The sequence below is a fragment of the Prolixibacter bellariivorans ATCC BAA-1284 genome, assembly GCF_000621705.1.
Taxonomy (GTDB): domain Bacteria; phylum Bacteroidota; class Bacteroidia; order Bacteroidales; family Prolixibacteraceae; genus Prolixibacter; species Prolixibacter bellariivorans.
Genome location: NZ_JHXO01000001.1, coordinates 329,308 through 348,246, shown reverse-complemented (window position 1 = coordinate 348,246; position 18,939 = coordinate 329,308). Strand labels below are relative to the sequence as shown.

The 18,939-nt window shown below is 44.8% G+C and carries 18 protein-coding genes; 13 read left to right on the top strand and 5 right to left on the bottom strand.

From position 1 onward, the window contains the following. Positions 1-37: 37 nt before the first annotated feature. Positions 38-1,270 carry a hypothetical protein gene (locus T426_RS0101525; protein ID WP_025862777.1) on the bottom strand — a complete coding sequence of 411 codons (1,233 nt, stop codon included), beginning with the start codon at positions 1,268-1,270 and terminating at the stop codon, positions 38-40. Positions 1,271-1,401: 131 nt separating this feature from the next. Between T426_RS0101525 and T426_RS0101520 the strand changes: the two genes are divergently transcribed. Beyond that, positions 1,402-3,267, top strand: coding sequence for an Ig-like domain-containing domain (locus T426_RS0101520; protein ID WP_036984103.1), 1,866 nt, complete (start codon positions 1,402-1,404; stop codon positions 3,265-3,267). A 147-nt stretch (positions 3,268-3,414) separates the two neighbouring features. Beyond that, positions 3,415-3,702, top strand: a complete 288-nt coding sequence (locus T426_RS22390; protein ID WP_025862774.1) for a hypothetical protein — start codon at positions 3,415-3,417, stop codon at positions 3,700-3,702. Positions 3,703-3,754: 52 nt separating this feature from the next. Here the strand turns inward: T426_RS22390 and T426_RS0101510 are convergent, their stop codons facing one another. Next, positions 3,755-4,144 (bottom strand): DUF3859 domain-containing protein, encoded by a 390-nt coding sequence (locus T426_RS0101510; RefSeq protein WP_025862773.1) that lies wholly within the window; start codon positions 4,142-4,144, stop codon positions 3,755-3,757. Between the two features lie 100 nt (positions 4,145-4,244). Here T426_RS0101510 and T426_RS0101505 point away from each other — a divergent pair, with 100 nt between their 5' ends. After that, positions 4,245-5,873 carry an amidohydrolase gene (locus T426_RS0101505; protein ID WP_025862771.1) on the top strand — a complete coding sequence of 543 codons (1,629 nt, stop codon included), beginning with the start codon at positions 4,245-4,247 and terminating at the stop codon, positions 5,871-5,873. 1 nt (position 5,874) lies between these two features. On the opposite strand, the gene pdxH is transcribed toward T426_RS0101505, so the two are convergent. Next, positions 5,875-6,510, bottom strand: a complete 636-nt coding sequence (pdxH, locus tag T426_RS0101500) for a pyridoxamine 5'-phosphate oxidase (RefSeq protein WP_148303649.1) — start codon at positions 6,508-6,510, stop codon at positions 5,875-5,877. A gap of 256 nt (positions 6,511-6,766) precedes the next feature. Between pdxH and T426_RS0101495 the strand changes: the two genes are divergently transcribed. The 7 genes from T426_RS0101495 to T426_RS0101465 all read left to right on the top strand — a co-directional run bounded on the left by T426_RS0101495 (position 6,767) and on the right by T426_RS0101465 (position 14,969). Beyond that, a complete protein-coding gene (locus tag T426_RS0101495) occupies positions 6,767-7,660 on the top strand; it encodes a coiled-coil domain-containing protein (RefSeq protein WP_025862768.1) in 894 nt (297 codons plus the stop codon). Positions 7,661-7,694: 34 nt separating this feature from the next. Continuing rightward, positions 7,695-8,429, top strand: coding sequence for a class I SAM-dependent methyltransferase (locus T426_RS24835; protein WP_025862766.1), 735 nt, complete (start codon positions 7,695-7,697; stop codon positions 8,427-8,429). A gap of 191 nt (positions 8,430-8,620) precedes the next feature. After that, on the top strand, positions 8,621-9,073 hold the full coding sequence (locus tag T426_RS0101485) for a DUF3192 domain-containing protein (RefSeq protein WP_025862765.1): 453 nt from the start codon (positions 8,621-8,623) through the stop codon (positions 9,071-9,073). A 148-nt stretch (positions 9,074-9,221) separates the two neighbouring features. Next, the gene (locus tag T426_RS0101480) at positions 9,222-10,394 is read left to right on the top strand and encodes a Gfo/Idh/MocA family protein (RefSeq protein ID WP_025862764.1); all 1,173 of its coding nucleotides are present in this window, start codon (positions 9,222-9,224) and stop codon (positions 10,392-10,394) included. Positions 10,395-10,407: 13 nt separating this feature from the next. Further along, entirely contained in the window at positions 10,408-11,403 is a 996-nt protein-coding gene (locus T426_RS0101475) for a sugar phosphate isomerase/epimerase family protein (protein ID WP_025862763.1), read from the top strand. Positions 11,404-11,663: 260 nt separating this feature from the next. Next, the gene (locus T426_RS0101470; protein WP_025862761.1) at positions 11,664-14,240 is read left to right on the top strand and encodes a beta-mannosidase; all 2,577 of its coding nucleotides are present in this window, start codon (positions 11,664-11,666) and stop codon (positions 14,238-14,240) included. A 267-nt stretch (positions 14,241-14,507) separates the two neighbouring features. Then, positions 14,508-14,969: a DoxX family protein gene (locus tag T426_RS0101465; RefSeq protein ID WP_025862760.1), complete on the top strand. Its 462-nt coding sequence runs from the start codon at positions 14,508-14,510 to the stop codon at positions 14,967-14,969. Positions 14,970-15,120: 151 nt separating this feature from the next. Here T426_RS0101465 and tsaA read toward each other — a convergent pair whose 3' ends face one another. After that, positions 15,121-15,603 (bottom strand): tRNA (N6-threonylcarbamoyladenosine(37)-N6)-methyltransferase TrmO, encoded by a 483-nt coding sequence (gene tsaA / locus T426_RS0101455; RefSeq protein ID WP_027585174.1) that lies wholly within the window; start codon positions 15,601-15,603, stop codon positions 15,121-15,123. A gap of 192 nt (positions 15,604-15,795) precedes the next feature. Between tsaA and T426_RS0101450 the strand changes: the two genes are divergently transcribed. Next, complete coding sequence (locus T426_RS0101450; RefSeq protein ID WP_025862759.1) at positions 15,796-16,821, top strand: 2-hydroxyacid dehydrogenase; 1,026 nt, start codon at positions 15,796-15,798, stop codon at positions 16,819-16,821. Here T426_RS0101450 and T426_RS24830 read toward each other — a convergent pair. Continuing rightward, positions 16,818-17,753, bottom strand: coding sequence for a helix-turn-helix transcriptional regulator (locus T426_RS24830; protein ID WP_025862757.1), 936 nt, complete (start codon positions 17,751-17,753; stop codon positions 16,818-16,820). The two genes, T426_RS0101450 and T426_RS24830, sit on opposite strands and share 4 nt — an antisense overlap. A 170-nt stretch (positions 17,754-17,923) precedes the next feature. On the opposite strand from T426_RS24830, the gene T426_RS0101440 reads away from it, so the two are divergent. Both T426_RS0101440 and T426_RS0101435 read left to right on the top strand, forming a co-directional pair. Continuing rightward, positions 17,924-18,139, top strand: a complete 216-nt coding sequence (locus tag T426_RS0101440; RefSeq protein WP_025862756.1) for a hypothetical protein — start codon at positions 17,924-17,926, stop codon at positions 18,137-18,139. A gap of 100 nt (positions 18,140-18,239) precedes the next feature. Then, positions 18,240-18,911 (top strand): DUF7847 domain-containing protein, encoded by a 672-nt coding sequence (locus T426_RS0101435; RefSeq protein ID WP_025862755.1) that lies wholly within the window; start codon positions 18,240-18,242, stop codon positions 18,909-18,911. Positions 18,912-18,939 lie beyond the last annotated feature (28 nt).

Genomic DNA, 18,939 nt, shown 5'->3' with positions numbered 1-18,939 from the left:
ATCAGCAAAGCCGGCAAGTTAACCTTCGCCGGCTTTTTTATTGCATTCGCCATTCCTGTTCTCTCTCAAATTTAAGGATGCTCTTTTCCCAAAGTAAAATTGGATCACGCGTTTCACTCATTCCCCCATAAGCCATCTCTGTCAGCTCGTCAATTGCATTGCCGTAACGATAAAAAAGCTCCATGAACCAGGTTTCATCAATGCCGGTCTGTTTGGCCTCATAAAATTTTCGCTGCGCCATTTCAAATACCTGACTAATGTGTCGGTCATCTTCACCACGAAACCAATTATCAGGAAGCTTCCATTCCATATATTCCGGAAAAAGACGAGACAATTCTTCTTCCATTATTTCTACCGGAAGATCGGAAAGTGTCAAATCACTTTCAACAGGATGAGCAAAATTTTTTTCCCTATTCTCAGCCGGCGAAATATCTTCTTCCTGAAGGGAAAAAAGCTGACAAAATTCTTTATGAATAAGTCCCTTAGCGTCTGGTGCAATATTACAATATGCAGTAACCCGAACGACCTCTCCTTCTGGTGAGAGAATGTAATCGGCCTTTTCGCCGGAAATGCGGACAGGATTGTTCCACTCATCATTGGGCAGGTTCACTGTAAATGTGAATAGCCGGGGATTGGATATCAGTTGAATGACTTTCTCTGCATCAATCATTTTGCTCTCACCTGAAATTTTATCATCAAGTTGCAGGGCCTTTCCCTCATGTCTATTGGCTTCCACGAAATTTCCGACAAAAGCGCCAGCGCGGGAAGCAGCTTTCAACCATTCCATCACCAAACGGGAATGATTGTAGCGATATTCACGACAAAGAATACCGTGCGAGTATCCGTTCTTAGCAAAGAGTTCATAATCGGGATAGTCAGTCAAGTTTAAGGTTCCGGCTCGCTCCGAATGACTTCTCACAGACAGTTGGTTATATGCCTGGGTGACTAATTTATTGGCCAGAGGATTACCGCGCAACCAAATCATTCGTTGTTGCAGGAAAAGATACGGAGCATGTCGCCGCATTTTTGCAGCCATTTCCAATTGGGGCCTGGCTTTGGCCACGCTCTTTATATTCCCGGGAAAAATCTGGGTAAACCGGAAATCGTCCCGTCGGGCAAAATCATCAGCACAAAACAAAGCGACCTTCTTTCCGGCGGAAGCCAAATGCCAGGCCAACAACACGCCAGGCAGATTAACTCCCAGCAAAACCACATCGAATTCGGTTGTGGGCAAATCGTTTAAAATACTTGCAGAACGGATATTCTTCATCTATTTTTCCTTCCTTACCGTGAATATCGGACCAAGTTACCGGTTTTACCGAAAAAAAGAATGCCCGGTAAAACCTCTTTAGGCCAGTTTTCGTAAGTTTGTAGCGTTTGTAAATCCATAATATCAACAGTTTGGACAAGAAATTTCTTTATCTGATTATCCTTGTATTTGGCTCATTAACATTGTATACCTCCTGCGCCAACATGGGCATGCCTTCAGGAGGAGCCAAGGATACCATTCCACCGGTTGTTTTACGGAGCATTCCGGAAGCGAATCAAACCAATTTCAATAAAGACCAACTCCAGATAACTTTCGATGAATTTGTGGTACCCGAAAAGCTAAGTGAGAAGTTTGTCATTTCGCCCCCGATCGACAAACGTCCGCGTTTTCGAACCAAAGGAAAATCACTAATCGTCGATTTAAACGGGGCAAAATTAAAGGACAGCACCACCTATTCGCTCGACTTTAAAGACGCCATTGTCGACAACAACGAGAAAAATCCGTTGAAGAATTTCCGCCTAGCCTTTTCCACCGGCCCCGTGCTCGACAGCTTGCGGGTGGTAGGCTTTGTACTGAACTCTTTCAATCTCGAGCCATCGGAAGGCACATACGTCATGCTTTACAAAAATTTGTCGGATACGGCAGTTTTGACAACCAAGCCCGATTATATTGCCAAGACCGATGCCAACGGCTTTTTCGCAGTTACCAATCTGCCCAAGGCCACCTATAACGTCTACGCAGTTACCGACAACGACAACAACATGATGTTGACATCGACAGCTGAACCTGTAGCATTCATGGACTCGACCGTATCACCATCGGCAAAATATTTCCCTAAACAGGATACTACAGTGGTGGGTATGGATACGTTATTGGTTTTCGGAAAGACTCGTTTTTATCCAAATCCATTGTACTTGCTACAATTCGAGCAGCCCTTCTTCGACCTGCGATTGGATAATGAACAACGCCCAACCCGCAAGTACGTTGATTTGACTTTTACTCAATCGGTGAAAGATACCTTCGATATTCAGCTTTTAAACTACGAACCGAAAGGCAACTGGAAATATATTGAACATTCGGCCAACGACGACTCGCTTCGTATCTGGCTGACCGATTCGATGGTGTATAAAAAAGATACACTGAAGTTCCGGGTTACCTATGAACAGCAAGATTCGACGGGAATTAAATACGCCTACAACGATACCATCAACCTGTATTTCAGCGATGCGCCGACCGATAAAAAGCGGGGACGGAGAGACCGCAGAAAAATCGAAAAGAAAGATATCAACGTATCACTCAGTTTGAACACACGCTCCAACGGCTTCGATGTTTACAGAGACGTTGCGGTAGAATCGCCGGAGCCGGTAAAAAACATGGACACCACCATGATTCATTTGTTTCTGAAACAGGATACCGTATTTAATCCGATTAATTTTAAGATACTACCTGATTCAGTCAATAAACGCAGATTTTTTATCCATTATCCATGGGATTACAAAACGACCTACCGGTTGAAAATTGACTCGGCAGCCGTAACCACGATCTACGGAGCTGTATCGGACAGCGTCGAGAATACTTTCGTCACCCAGGAAGAAGAACATTATGGTAAGATCAATTTTGCCATGCAAAATGTAACCGGTCCAACAATTATCCAGCTACTAAAAAACGACGATAAGGAGGAAGTGGTTCGGGCGAAAACCATCTACAAAGATGGGATAGTTGAATTTCCCTTCCTGGAACCGCAGAAGTACAAGGTAAAAGCCATCTTCGATCGCAACGACAACGGCAAATGGGATACCGGTAACCTGGAAGCTCATGAGCAGCCGGAAGAGGTATTCTATTATCCGGAAGTATTGAAGTTGCGTTCCAACTGGACCATGAATCCGACGTGGAAAATACCCACACAACAGGTATTTAAGAAAGAAATCATTGACAAGGAAAAACAGGAAGAGGAAGCCAAGCAAAAGAAAAAACAACGCAATAGCAAGGCCTTTTAATCTTGGTTAAAAGCAAAGCGATTTGTATCTTGCTTTGGGGCTGAAACTTCGCAAGTTGGTCCTCTTTTATAAATACCGGACTGCTTATACGGCATCAGCGGTTCGCCTAACGAAATGAATGCCGTTGACTACAGAAAACCGACCATTATGGCAAGTGTCAGAAGATTAAAAAAAGACATCGTAGAGCTGACAGCGCAGCTTATCGGCGATTGCATCGACTACGTTGAATATTTCGATAATGCAGACGAAGAAAAAGCCATCGCCATCATCAGCGACGCGGTAAAAATGCACAACGATGCCATAGACAGAGCCAATCACCCCGACGGGAAAGACAATCCCAAACTGGTGAAAGCCCACTACAATAAGCTGCAGGAAGATTTTGTAAAGGGTATCGACGATGCTTATGCCGGGCTCGAGAAGCTCGTAAAAGAATAAACCGCTTTCGCGGAAAAACGGAAAAGGAATCACCGAGAAGTTGGTTCCTTTTTTATTTAGCGATCAGGCGCAGTGTTTTTTGCGCCACGATTTTACCTTCCAGCCAGGTCGTCATGGTCCAGTTGCCTAACTTATCGTGAAGAGGTTCCCAAATACAATCGCCCAGAAAAAATTCGTAATCGTTGCTTCTCACAAAATACTCGCCGGTAAATGGCGGCGTTACTTTGCCTTCCTTATCGGGAAAAGGCGGATGGTCAATACGAAAATCAAGCCTTTTGCCTTTGCCATGCCGGATTCTCAAAACATAGCCAAACTCTGTTCCGACAGTTGCCTCAATCGTTTCGGTAATCGCCACCAATCGCGGTATCGATTTACTTTCCCTATTCCATTCGGCATATTCGCCGTAACTGTAAATTTCGATTTCAACTTTTCGTTTCGCCATCCCAACAATTTTCTGCAAAATTAACCAACCACTTACATTTACGAAAATCCGAAGCCTGATGAAATTCGTTATCTTAGCAAGAACCAAACACTTTCCTGACATGATAAAATATACACTTGTTATGATAGTTTCCACCATTCTGTTCTCCATGCCCGCCAAGGGACAAACAGCTGATTTAATCATCAAGAATGCAAAAATATATACGGTCGATCCGGAATTTTCGAAAGCTGAGGCATTAGCCGTAAAAGATGGTTTATTTGTTGGTGTTGGTACCAACGAGGAAATACTCAACCAGTTCACCGGCAATAACATTATCGATGCTAATGGAAAAACCATTTATCCCGGATTCATCGATGCACACTGCCATTTTTTAATGTATGGCCAGACACTGCAAAAAGCCAATCTGCGCGACACCAAATCATTCGATGAAATACTGGATATTTTAAAAAAGCATTACCAGCAAAATCCGGAAGGCTGGCTGGAAGGAACCGGATGGGACCACAACGACTGGCCGGTGAAAGAATTTCCTGACAACAAAAAATTGAACAAGCTCTTCCCTACCGTACCCGTTATTCTGACCCGTATTGATGGTCATGCTGTATTGGCCAACGAAGAAGCCATTATCGCATCGGGTATTAATCCCGACAACTTTGCGGAGGATGAAGTCATCCGCGAAAACGGAAAGATGACCGGCATTTTCCTGGAAAATGCCGCCGATGCACTGAAAAAAGCCATTCCTCCGGTTTCCCGGAAAAGAAAGGAAGAAGCGCTGCTGAAAGCGCAACGAAACTGTTTTGCTGTGGGACTTAGCTCGATACACGATGCTGGTCTTCCACACGGCGACATTGCCTTAATCGATTCGCTGCAGGAAAAAGGCGATTTGAAAATGCGCATTTACAGCATGATGTCGCCCGACAAAGAAAACATGCAGCAACTCGCCAACGGACCAGTGGTCAAGCCTCGCCTGCACGTAGCTTCGATAAAGCTCTATGCCGACGGAGCACTCGGTTCGAGAGGGGCCAAACTGTTAGAGCCTTATTCGGATGCACCGGAAACATCCGGGATTTTTGTGAATGAGAAAGAATATCTGGAAAATATCTGCCAAAAGGCGTATGAAGCAGGATTTCAGATAAACACGCATTGCATTGGCGATGCTGCAGTGAAACGCATCCTTGATATTTACCAGGAAATTCTTGGTGGGCCGAATGATCGTCGCTGGCGAATCGAGCACGTACAAATTGTCGCTCCGGAAGATTTCGCCCGCTTCCGCGAATTGAATGTGATCCCTTCGGTGCAAACCACACATTGCACCAGCGATATGTATTGGGCAGCAGAACGAATCGGTGTCCGGATTAAATATGCCTACGCTTACAAACAGTTGCTCGATGAAAATGGCTGGTTGGCCAACGGAAGTGATTTCCCCATCGAAGAAATTAATCCTATTCTGGGATTTTATGCAGGTGTAGTACGGAAAGATCCGGCTGGTTGGCCACCCGAACGCTTCCAGCCCGAAAATGCCATCAGCCGAAAAGAAGCACTTCAAGCCATGACCATATGGGCTGCTAAAGCAGCCTTCGAAGAAAAGGAAAAAGGTTCCATCGAGAGCGGAAAACTGGCTGATTTCGTCATGCTCGATACCGACCTAATGGAAGCAAAAGAAGATCAGCTCGTCGGATCGAAAGTATTGCTAACCGTTTCCAACGGAGAGATTGTCTACCGGAAAGATTAAATTAGGGGGCCAAACGCGCCAGCTTCCAGTTTTCTCCGTCACGATGGTAAAGTACACGATCGTGCAAACGGTTAGCCCGTCCCTGCCAAAACTCGATCTTATCAGGAATCAATCGGTAACCGCCCCAGAAATCTGGTCGTTCAATTTTTTCGTCGCCAAGCTCCTGCTGCTTCTTTGACCAAAGATCTTCCAGCGAAGAACGATCCTTTACTTCTTTACTCTGTGGCGAAATGGCCGCACTCAACTGGCTTTCCAGCGGACGCGATGCAAAATACGAATCAGACAACTCCGGACTCGCTTTCAACACATGTCCTTCCACGCGCACCTGCCGCTCCAGCTCGGGCCAGAAAAAGAGAAGCGCTGCCTGGTCATTCTCCTCCAGTTCGGTGCCTTTTTGACTTTCGTAATTGGTGAAAAAGAAAAAACCGTCGTGACTAAAATATTTCAACAAAACAATCCGTGCCGAAGGTTTTCCTTCCGCGGAAGCGGTAGCTAATGTCATGGCAGTGGGATCGGATGTTTTCGCATCCAACGCCTCGTTCATCCAGATTTCAAATTGCCGAATGGGATCGTTATCGACCTCTTTGGGATCGAGTTGTTTTAATTGATAATCTCTTCGTATGTCGGATAAATTCATTGCACTCATTTCAGTTTGTCTCATTCCGAGCAATAACAGGAAAAACTGGTTTTATCGAATGTTTTCCGGCTACCGCATGATGTGTCATAAAACAACAGTTTAAGAGAGATTGTTGCCTATCGACGAAATATCATTCATGAAAAAAAGAATATTTTCTGTTAAACTACCCCCCATTGTTCCGTTTGATCAGGACTAAAATAATATTACTTTTGTACGTACTCTAATTGGGTTGAAACCTTTGCAATACAGGGAAAACATGGCAAATCAGGAAAATAAATCATCGGTCGACAAACGGAATAACATCATTGTTATCGTTTTGGCCGTTTTATTGGTTGTGGTAGGAGTTTTGTTCTTTTTTCAGCGAAAGAATAACCAACAAATGGTTCAACAGTTGAATGTGGAGAAAGATTCGATTAAAGCTGAACTTTCCCGGATGGTAACCTCCTATGACTCGCTGCATACCGAGAACGATACACTGAATACGCATATTGAACTGGCCCGGACCAAGGTTCAGAACTTGCTGACGGAAGTGGTACAGCTGAAAAAAGCCAGCTATGCACAGATTTCCAACTACCGTGATGAAGTCAATACATTGCGGGGCATTATGCGGAATTATATTGTTCAGATTGACTCACTGAACACGCGTAACAAAATACTGATGGCCGAGAACAAACAGGTCAAGCAGCAGTACACCGAGGTGAAGACCCAGAACAAGCAACTGGAAGACCAGAAGAAAAAACTGGAGCAAAAAGTTTCGTTGGCAGCACAGCTGGACGCTTTAAATCTGACTGCCACCGGAATCAACCGGAAAGGAAAAGATACACCGAAGTCGAACAAAATCGAAAAGATTAAAATCAGTTTTACACTTAGTAAAAACGTGACCGCCAAGCGTGGTTCCAAAGATATCTATGTCCGTATTCAACGTCCTGATCAATTGCTATTGGTCAAATCGAAGGACAATGTTTTCAAATTTGAAGATCTGAAAATCCCTTATTCGGCAATGCGTACAGTTGAATATGAAGGGGCTCAGCTTCCTGTAAACATTTTTTGGGACAATACCGATGAACCGAGGCTGATGGATGGTACCTATACTGTTGACGTATTTACCGATGGTTTCAATATCGGAACGACAACCTTCGAAGTAAAATAACCACTGTTTATTAATTGAAACCCGGAGTTTGTCCATGTATCAACTACCTGAACTGAGAAAGAACCTGGAAAACCGCAATGCCGGGCATTTGCTCGACATCGCCACGGGTGAGGGTGATTTTCTGGCTTTCCTGTTAAATGCATTTGCGTTGTACGAATCGGGCACCGGCCTCGATATGAATCCGGCGAATCTGAAAGTAGCAGAGGGAAAATTGTCCAATCCTGCAGTCACGCTGATGGAAGGAAATGCCGAAAAACTGGATTTCGAAGGCGAATACTTCGATACAGTAAGTGTTTCCAATTCATTACATCACTTCCGCAATCCGCGGCAGGTATTAAAAGAGATGACCCGGATACTGGCACCCGGAGGATTATTGCTGATTAGCGAATTGGTATGTGAGGATTTGACTCCTGCGCAGGAGGCGCATCTTTCCTACCATCACCTCAAAGCCGATATGGATATGGCTGCCGGACATTTTCACCGCCACACGTTTACCCGGGATGAGATAGTGAACATGGTAGAAGATCTTCCCATTGTGGTCGACAAGGTGTTTCTGGCGTTCGACAAAGAACCGCTGTTAAATTCCAGCGAAAGCATGTGGCGTTTTTTCCGGATGCTCGACCAGCGGGTTATCGAATTTGCAGGGCATCAACGTGCCAAAGAGTTCGAGCAACGAGCCGAAACGATTAAAGAAAATATCTCAACACACGGTTTTATGCGTCCACCTCAGGTTTGTATCATGGGATTGAAAAGTGGTTTTGGACGCTGATAGTCTGCTACGATTAGCATATCTAACACCCAAAAATTACTTCCTCCTTTCCCGGTAGGAGTTGCCCGCAAGTCCCAAACCTATTCTCAAACATCAGGGGTTATAACATTATTTTTTCACGGGGATAGCAATGGTTACGGCCTTTTTTGTTATTTTCGATAATAATTGATTTTCAACCTGAACCCACTGCAATGAAAAAGTTATTGCTATTTAGCCTTGCCGGATTTGTGTTCATTGTAACATCCTGCGTTTCGCCGGGAAAAATCCGTACGACCAACAAAAACAACATGTTGCAAATCGAACCGGGGATGTCAAAATCTGAGGTTATCAGCATCATGGGAGGTGTGGAAACCAAGCCCGATGAGTTCGGGAAACTACAGGTAAATCCGTATCACTATGAAATGTTTCAGGTAAACCCCGACGATATTGTCGAAGTTCTGTGGTACTATACCGACCAGGTTTATGCCGATGGCATCATCAACCAGGCCGAGTTGACCCCTATTGTGCTGGATAACGACAAGGTGGTAGCCATTGGCTGGAAGTTTTACCAGGACTTTTTTAAACTGAAAAAGCTACCCGTTGAAAAACGCGATGCCGAACCTATCAGCGACGAAGCCACCACCGATAGCTCAGAGGCCAAATAACCGGCAACGAGAACATAAAAAACATAAGAAAAGAAGAGTCAGACAACTGGCTCTTCTTTTTTTACACCCTGTTTAGTCTCTCCCTTTAGCGTTAGTTTTGTATATTTAATCCCACCAGCCTAACTATCAAACGATTTAAACCTGACGAATGAAAAGAAAACTACGCATGGGCATGGTCGGTGGGGGTGAAGGCGCTTTTATCGGAGCCATTCACCGCATCGCAGCCCAAATGGACGGACAAATGGAACTGGTTTGCGGATGCTTCAGTTCCAATCCCGATGTCTCCTTGCGCTCCGGACGTTCCCTGTTTCTTCCTGATAACCGGATTTACGGTTCCTACCGGGAAATGTTCGAAGAAGAGTCGCTTTTGCCGAAAGATGAACGAATGGACCTCGTATCCATTGTCACTCCCAACCACCTTCATTTTGAGCCAGCCATGATCGCGCTGGAACATGGTTTTCATGTAATACTTGACAAACCGATTACTTATAATTTGGAAGAAGCTTTTTTGCTTAGGCAGAAAGTAGAAGAAACCGGTTTGATTCTGGCATTGACACACACCTATTCGGGATACCCAGCCGTAAAAGAAGCTCGGAAAAGAGTTTCGGATGGTGATTTCGGGAAAATTCGGAAAATCTATGTGGAATATCCACAGGGATGGCTCTCAGAAAAGGTCGAAAATTCAGGAAATGTACAAGCTTCCTGGCGGGTCGACCCCAAACGCTCGGGCAAAGCCGGATGTATGGGCGATATCGGGACACATGCGCTACAGTTAGCAGAGTACATTTCGGGTTTAAAGACCACTCAGTTATGTGCTGAACTCGACACCTTTGTGGAAGGCCGGCAACTCGACGATGACGGAGCTGCATTGCTTCGGTTTAACAACGGTGCCAGCGGCGTTTTAATGGCGTCGCAAATCGCTGCCGGAGAAGAAAACGCACTCAAAATCCGGGTCTATGGTGAAAGAGGCGGACTGGAATGGGCGCAACAGGACCCCAATACCTTGATTTTAAAATGGAACGATTATCCTTCTGAAATCATCCGCACCGGACTGGGCTACATGAGCGGCATTGCCGCGCATAATACCCGCACTCCCGGAGGACATCCCGAAGGTTATCTCGAAGCTTTTGCCAACATCTACCGCAATGTGGCACTTACCATCGGAGCATGGCTGGAAGACACAGAACCGCTGCCAGAGTGGCTTGATTTTCCCGATATCAATGATGGAATCCGCGGCATGCAATTCATCGATACCATTGTAAAAGCCGGATATGATGAAGAAACCAAATGGGTAAAATTTCCAGACGAACCAAACAAATAACTAAACCAAGCATATGAAACGACCTGTCACACTTTTTACCGGGCAGTGGGCCGACCTGCCTTTTGAAACCGTACTGAAAAAAGCCAAAGCTTTTGGTTACGATGGCGTGGAGTTGGGCTGTTGGGGCGACCATATGGAAATTGACAAAGCCGATCAGGCTTACTGCGATGTCAAACTAAGAGCATTAAAAAAACATCAGCTAAAACTATTCACCATCTCGACCCACCTGGTTGGACAAGCAGTTTGCGATCATCCCGACCAGCGTCATAAAGGCATTTTACCCGATTATGTTTGGGGTGACGGTGACCCGGAAGGCGTTCGCCAAAGGGCTGCAAAAGAAATCATTCAAACCGGGAAAGCAGCCAAACGACTGGGCATCGATACCGTGGTAGGATTTACCGGAAGTTCCATCTGGCATTTGCTCTATTCCTTTCCGGCCGTTCCCGACAAAATGATCGACGAAGGATACAAAGACTTTGGCAAACGCTGGAAGCCTATTTTGGACGAATATGAGAAACTCGGTGTGAAATACGCCCTGGAAGTTCACCCAACCGAGATTGCTTTTGATATCGAGACTGCCAAACGAGCGTTGGTGGCAGTCGACTATCATCCGGCTTTCGGCTTCAATTACGATCCAAGTCATTTAGGCTACCAGGGTGTCGATTACGTCAAATTCATTGACGAATTCAGTGATCGTATTTTTCATGTGCACATGAAAGATGTAACCTGGAATGATGTCCCCGGAACGTCCGGTGTTTTTGGCGGGCATTTGCCTTTCGGCCATAACCGGCGATTCTGGAACTTCCGCAGCGTAGGTCGTGGCCGTATCGATTTCGAACGCATCATCCGTGCGCTAAACGACATCGGATATACCGGACCACTTTCGGTAGAATGGGAAGACAGCGGCATGGACCGCGAAATGGGAGCCATTGAATCATGTGAATTCACCAAACGAATTGACTTCTCGCCCAGCGGACAAGCATTCGATTCCGTGATGAAAAACAATTAGTCTTCGGTAGCATTAAAAGATACAGAGGAGTAGCCAAAAGGATTTCATACCTTCATAATCCCATTATTCAGAAAGACTAAAACCGACTTTCTGCCTTCTTGTTAAAACATAATTTATATCTTGGGGCTGCTCGTATTTTGAAAGCTGACTATACATAATAACTACGAACAACTAACCGTTATTGGGAATAGAAGATCAGGCTGACCATTTTCAGCAATGGCAACAGGTAAAACGAAGAACCAATTACCAAACAAAAGGACATGAACAAACTTAAAGCATTGGCATTAATGGGACTTATAGCGCTGATGGGCTGCAGCAGTGCATCTCACCAGGCCATTAAAGTAGAACTGAAAGACGGCTGGCAGTTCAGTCAGGCTGATAAAAATGATTGGTTGCCGGCAAATGTACCAGGTTGTGTCCATACCGACCTGATGAAAAACGGAAAAATAGAAGATCCGTTCTACCGATTAAACGAGCATGATGTGCAGTGGGTTGATAAAGTTGACTGGGAATACAAAACCACTTTCCAGGTAACACCGGCGATGATGCGTCATGATCGAATTGCACTCGATTTTAAAGGCCTCGACACATATGCCGATGTTTTTGTTAACGATGAACAGGTACTTTCGGCCGACAACATGTTTCGTGAGTGGCAGGTTGACGTAAAGGACGTGGTGAAGAAAGGCAAAAACGACTTGCGCATTGTTTTCAAATCGCCCATCAATGAAGGAATTAAAAAATACGACGCCAACGGATACGTTATTCCCGTCTCGGACAATGACCTGGCCGAAATGGGAAAAGTGCCCGGAGATAAAAAAGTGTCAGTTTACACCCGAAAAGCCGGTTACGACTATGGTTGGGACTGGGGCCCGCGTTTGGTTTCCAGCGGCGTTTGGCGTCCCGTGTACCTGAAGGCATGGGACTCCGACCGGATTGCTGATCTGCATATTGTCCAGGACAGCGTTTCCAAAGCACAGGCAGAAATGACCGCTGTTTTTGAAATCGATGCGGAGAAAGATGGACCAGCGCAACTAACCGTTAGCAACGATGGAAAGGTTCTGGCAACAGCCAATGTCAATTTGCAAAAGGGAACTCAAACCTACCCTGTAAAATTCTCCATCCAAAATCCCAAACTATGGTGGACAAACGGGTTGGGCGCACAAAATCTATACACCATTAACGGTGAAGTGAAGACCGATGTCACTACAGCAACCCGCTCGGTGCGCATTGGTATCAGGACGCTGAAACTGGTTCAGAAAAAAGATGACAAGGGCCGCACGTTTTATTTTGAACTGAATGGTGTACCCGTCTTCATGAAAGGTGCCAACTACATTCCTAACGACATTTTCCCATCACGGGTAACCGATAAAAATTACAAGAAAGTCATCGAGACTGCCAAAGAATCGAACTTCAACATGCTGCGCGTGTGGGGCGGTGGTATTTACGAAAACAACATTTTCTACAATCTGTGCGATGAAGCCGGTATTTTGGTTTGGCAGGATTTCATGTTTGCCTGTGCCATGTACCCGGGCGACAAAGCCTTTCTGGACAACGTCAAACAGGAAGCCATCGACAATGTGAAGCGGCTGCGCAATCATCCGTCCATCGCTTTATGGTGCGGAAATAACGAGTGTTTGGCTGCCTGGAAACAATGGGGATGGCAGCAGAAAGAGGAAGCAAAGAACAAAGCAGATGCCGATTCCATTTGGAAATCATATACCACCATCTTCCACGATATTTTGCCCTCGGTTGTAAAGGAATACGATCCTTCACGTGCTTACTGGAGTTCAAGCCCATCGTCGGGTCCCGGAGTGGTTCCGGACCTGGTGAGTGGCGACGATCATTACTGGGGCGTTTGGTGGGGAAAAGAACCGTTCAGCAGCTATGATACCCATCTGGCCCGTTTCATGAGTGAATATGGCTTCCAGAGTTTCCCGGAATTGAAGACCGTGAAACAGTATGCTGAACCGAAGGATTTCAGCATTTATTCCGATGTGATGAAATCGCATCAGCGCTCATCCATCGGTAACGGAACCATTGTGGAATACATGGATCGTCATTACAAGAAACCGAAAGATTTCGAGTCATTCCTGTACGTTGGACAGGTATTGCAAGCCGAGGGCGTTAGAGAGGCTATGGAGGCTCACCGCCGGGCTATGCCGTATGTCATGGGCTCGCTTTACTGGCAGCTCAACGATTGCTGGCCGGTGGCATCGTGGTCGAGTACCGACTACTACCAACGTTGGAAAGCCCTGCAATATTTCGCGAAGAAAGCTTTTGCTCCGGTACTCATTTCGCCCATCGAAACGAAGAAGTTTATCAAAGTGTATGTGGTTAGCGACCGATTGAAAGCTTTCGACGGGCAAATTCACCTGCAAATTGTCGATTTCGATGGAAATGTTTTATGGCAAAAAGACGTTGAAACCACCATTAAACCCAACGCTTCAGAATCATATGTCGATTTCCGGAGAGACAATGTTTTGAAGCCCATCGACACGCATCATTCGCTGTTGGTTTGCACGGTTTCAGAAAACGGCAAAACGCTTTCAACTAATAATTTATATTTCCACGACATCAAAAATTTGCCGCTGCCAAAAGCACATGTCAAAGCGGAACTGTTTGAGTTGCCCAATGGTTACAGCATCACGCTTTCGACAGATAAGCTCGCGAAAAATGTTTACCTGAGCGCAGACACCGATGCCGACCTGTTCTTTACCGACAACTATTTCGACCTGTTGCCCAACGAGAAGGTAACCATCGAATGTTATACCAAGGGGAAAAGTGTTCCGGATTTGGCCGATAAGCTGAAAATCCAGACCCTTGCCGATACGTATTAAAAAGAGAGTTTATTTCAACGATACAACGAGGCTGCTTCTCTCCAGAGGCAGCCTTTTATTTTGCCAGTATATCGTATTCTGAATGGCAGCAACGCTTGCTGAAAATAAGCCCAATAGAACTTACCAGAGGCAAAAGCGTATACAACCCCAAAAAATCTCCTTTCCTATGCATACTAGTGCAAAAGAGAATAGAAGATTCGTTGAAATTCCCCAGTAACCTTAAAGGTGGTGTTTTTTGAAAACCAAGTATCATTTAAATTATAGAAAATGAAATTGAAAAATCTGTTGATTACTGACACTTCAAACGTACTGGCTCTGGTGGCCAGGTTAGCTTTGGCCATCGTGATCTTTCCGCATGGAGCGCAAAAACTTTTGGGTTGGTTCGGAGGCGGTGGTTTTGAAGGAACCATGGGTTTTTTAACAGGCACAATTGGTTTGCCTTATGTAATTGGACTACTGGTCATCATCATTGAATTTTTTGGTTCACTATTTGTTTTCTTTGGATTCCTGACTAGAGTAGCAGCCTTCGGAATCATAGCAAACTTTATAGGAGTTGTACTAAGTGTCCATATCCATGCCGGCTTTTTCATGAACTGGTACGGACAAGCCAACAAGACCGAGGGCCTGGAATATTTTATTCTGCTATTCGGACTGGCCATCATTGTTCTGATAGCCGGCGGAGGCAAAGCCAGTATTGACGGACAATTAGCGATAAATTCCAGGAGATAGCGACCTCAACCATAGGAAATTTGAATTTGATTATCGAACCGAGTATCGAGTAAAGGTTCCCGATAATACAAATGCAAAACGGCCGAAAAAATCGATTTCCCAATGCCAGAGAGCGAGTCTGCCATAATTCGCTCTTTGGCTCTATTGATAATTATTTATCAAAACGGTCGTCCGATTGAATATCCTTCATATCATCCTCTTTGTCTTCAATCCAACCACTTTTCTCTACCTGATGGATGTCGAACTGCGGGATGTAAGGCTTAATGTCCAGAAGCGGAGTACCATCAAGCACATCGATATTTTCCACTTCCAGAATATTGTTGTCAATACGCAACAGCTTGACAACTGACATTCCAATGGCATTAGGCCTCTTGGGAGCTCTTGTTGCAAATACTCCATGTTTCTTATTCTCGAGAAAAGGCTCTACCTGCAACTCAAAATTTTTCGATTCATGAAAATAATAAACCAGGATAATGTGGGAGAATCCATCCAAATCGAGTAAGCCGGGCACAAATTCCTCCTTCAACTCAATCCGGCCTTTGGCGCCTTTCGCTAAACGCGATTGAATGGGCATTCCTTCTTTGCTTTTAAACGGTGTGAAAATAGTTCCGATGGGTAGAAATGATATCGACATAAAGCAGTAAAATATTCATTTAATTCTTTTCAGTAGGAGGATTTCAAGGTAATAAAAAATCGTTTTGAAAATGGGAGTATTGTTTTCCAACGCTTCCGAAGATGTTTACTTGCTTACCTATGATTCCTGAAACGAACCTTTAGTTACCATAAGCTGTTTAACGAACAGATTGCATAACCATAAATCTTTATCATGACCGAAGAGAAGAAACAGCCCCTAATCGCCCTTTTCGATACGAAACCCTACGACAAGGAAGTTTTCGATCAACTGAACAGCGAGTACGGCTTCAAAATAAAGTACTTCCAGTATCACATTACCCCCGACAACTGTATTTTGGCGAAAGACGCCGATGTGGTGGTGGTGTTTGTCAACGATATTATTTCCAAAGAAGTGATTGACCAGCTGACAGGATTCGGTGTAAAGCTGATTGCCCTGCGTTGCTCAGGCTTCAACAACGTCGATTTGAAATACGCCAAGGGGAAAATCCCCATTGTCCGTGTTCCGGCATATTCGCCTAACGCCATTGCTGAACACACCGTCGCGTTGATGATGACGTTGAACCGGAAAATTCACCGGGCCTATTTCCGCACCCGCGACTCCAACTTCACGCTCAACGGGCTGATGGGATTTACCATGCAGGGAAAAACGGCCGGCGTTATCGGAACCGGAAAAATCGGGAAAGCGCTGGTGAAAATCCTTCGTGGATTCGACATGGAGGTTCTGGCTTATGATCCGTATCCTGATAAGAAATATGCGGAAGAGGTCGGATTCCGTTACACTGATCTGGATTCCCTGATGCAAATGTCGGACATCATATCGTTGAATTGTCCGCTGACGCGGGAAACCAAATGGTTGATTGACAAAGACGCTATTGACATGATGAAGCCGGGCGTGATGGTCATCAACACCGGACGGGGAAAACTGATCAAAACGTCTGATTTAATTGACGGATTAAAATCGGGACAGATTGGTTCGGCCGGACTGGATGTGTACGAAGAGGAGAGTGAATTTTTCTTTGAAGACCTTTCTGACCGCGTGTTGTTCGACGATACCCTGGCACGCCTGCTCACCTTCAACAATGTTATCATTACGTCGCACCAGGCATTCTTCACCCGCGAAGCAATGCTCAACATTGCCGGCACGACCATGGAAAACATCCGGGCATTCCTGGAAGGCGAAAAATTGGTCAACGAAGTCGTTTTTAGCGAGAAAAATTAGAGATCTGTTTTCTCTTTAATGAGGTTAGCCAGCTGCGTGCGGTTTTTCACGAAAGTTTTGAGATAAATGCGATGGGTGTGATCCTTCACGGTTTGCAGGCTGATAAACAGTTTGTCTGCAATATCCTGATTGGTGAGCCCTTTGCAAATTTCCAGGACAATCTCAGCCTCCCTGGGCGAAATCTCATATTTCCGGCAAAACGATTTAAACGACATGTTCCCTTTCCCGGTATTCTCAGCCTCCATCATCGATAAATCGGCTAAATAGGTAAGGAAAATGGGCAAAAAAGCGTTCCCAAGAAAATAGAACAGAATGAAAATTGCTCCGATATAATGATTTTCACGATAGAATTCCAGAAAAACTCCTTGAACAACGGCGACGATAACAAATCCAACCGCCACCCACAATCGGTCGGAAAAAACCAGACTTTGCTTCTTTCCATCCATCAAAATCAGGATGGCGGATAGCAAAAAGAAGAGTGAATTGAAAGAAATGTAGTAATACTTTAGTAGTATCCGGACTTCAATATCGGGATATTGGTAAATTCCACCTCCGAGCAAAGCCAACCCGACAAGATTAAAAAGCAGGAAAAATATAATAAACGATCGGCGTGTCGACCGTCCTGACATTTCAATGGAAGCCCTGACCAGCATGTACCAGGAAGCTACTAAAAACGGAATTCCGATAAACGTCATGATTCCGGTAATCCGCTCTGTCAAATCCGTTTGAACAAACGAAGATATGAACGTACGGAGCAGCACACTTCCCCAAAGTCCATAGAAACCAAAGGCATACGTAAATATTTGAAAATACTGCACCGACGTAAGAAAACCAGTCTCAAAACGGTTCCTCAACCGTTGCGACAACATCACACCACCGGCAGTGAGTGCGGAGCTAAATGCAAATATGACAAGTAGCAGATAAAATAGCATAACATAAAAATACGTAATATTTCTAATAACGCGTGAAAATCAGGCAGACAACTAAAGTAGTGTTACTCCCTACCAAAGTAGGAAAAAGATCGAACACTACTTAGGTCGCTAAAATCCGGTGTTGGCCCGTCGTACTTTTGAAGTAGAAATTCAATCAAAAACGATTGGTCATGAAAGCAACAACAAATACAAAATCGGAAAATCAGGTAAACAGAATATTAACCGAAGGAAAACAATGGGTAATGAATCACCTGGTATATATATTGCTGGCAGTCACGTTAACCATTCTGGTTGCCGCACCTCAGCAAAAACAATCGCACGAGGTACAACATCATTCTTCACCACAGATGGTTTCCATCCTGGTAGGAAAATGCACATTAAAGTAACGAAAACGGCAAAACACTACTTTGGTAGTTAGCCTGTAAATAAAGGGATGCATAGCTTTACATCAAAATATATGTCAAACAAACGAAAAAAATATACGCCATGAAAGTCATTGATTACAAACAACTGAAACCCGGTTCCGGAAAAGCCTTTGGCTTCGGCTGGGAGATCATGAAGACCTATTTTCTCCACCTTTTCCTGGTGGTAATGGTTGTGTCCATTTTGGAATTTCCAATGAAAATAATGCAACATGACGGGAACATGGGATGGGCTATTTTTCTCACGAGTATTTTCGGGCTGGCCTACTATTTCCTGTTTCTTCCAATTATTAAATATGCGGCCGACTTGATGTTCATTCAGGCAGTTAGGGGTGAAAAAATTGAAGTAGAAACTTTTCTTGTTGGTTTTAAAAATTACCTGAACATCATTCTGGCAAATCTTTTAACGGTAGCTATTGTCGGACTTGGATTTGTAGCTATTATTCTTCCGGGAATCATTTTCGCCTGCCGATTGGTATTCGTATCGTACCTGGTGATGGACAAACACCTCGATCCGATTTCAGCCGTGGAAGAAAGTTGGCGGATGACCCGTGGACACGGATGGCGGATTTTCTGGATGGCGATTGTCTCCATCTTCATTTTCCTTGCCGGCCTAATCATGCTCGTTGTCGGAATTATTCCCGCAAGAATCTGGGTAAATGCCTCATTCGCGAGCCTTTACCAAGCCGTACTGAACGAAACAGAAGGCGTACCGGAACCTGAACCTGCACAGTAAACACAAAATATCAATTAACCAGTTCAAA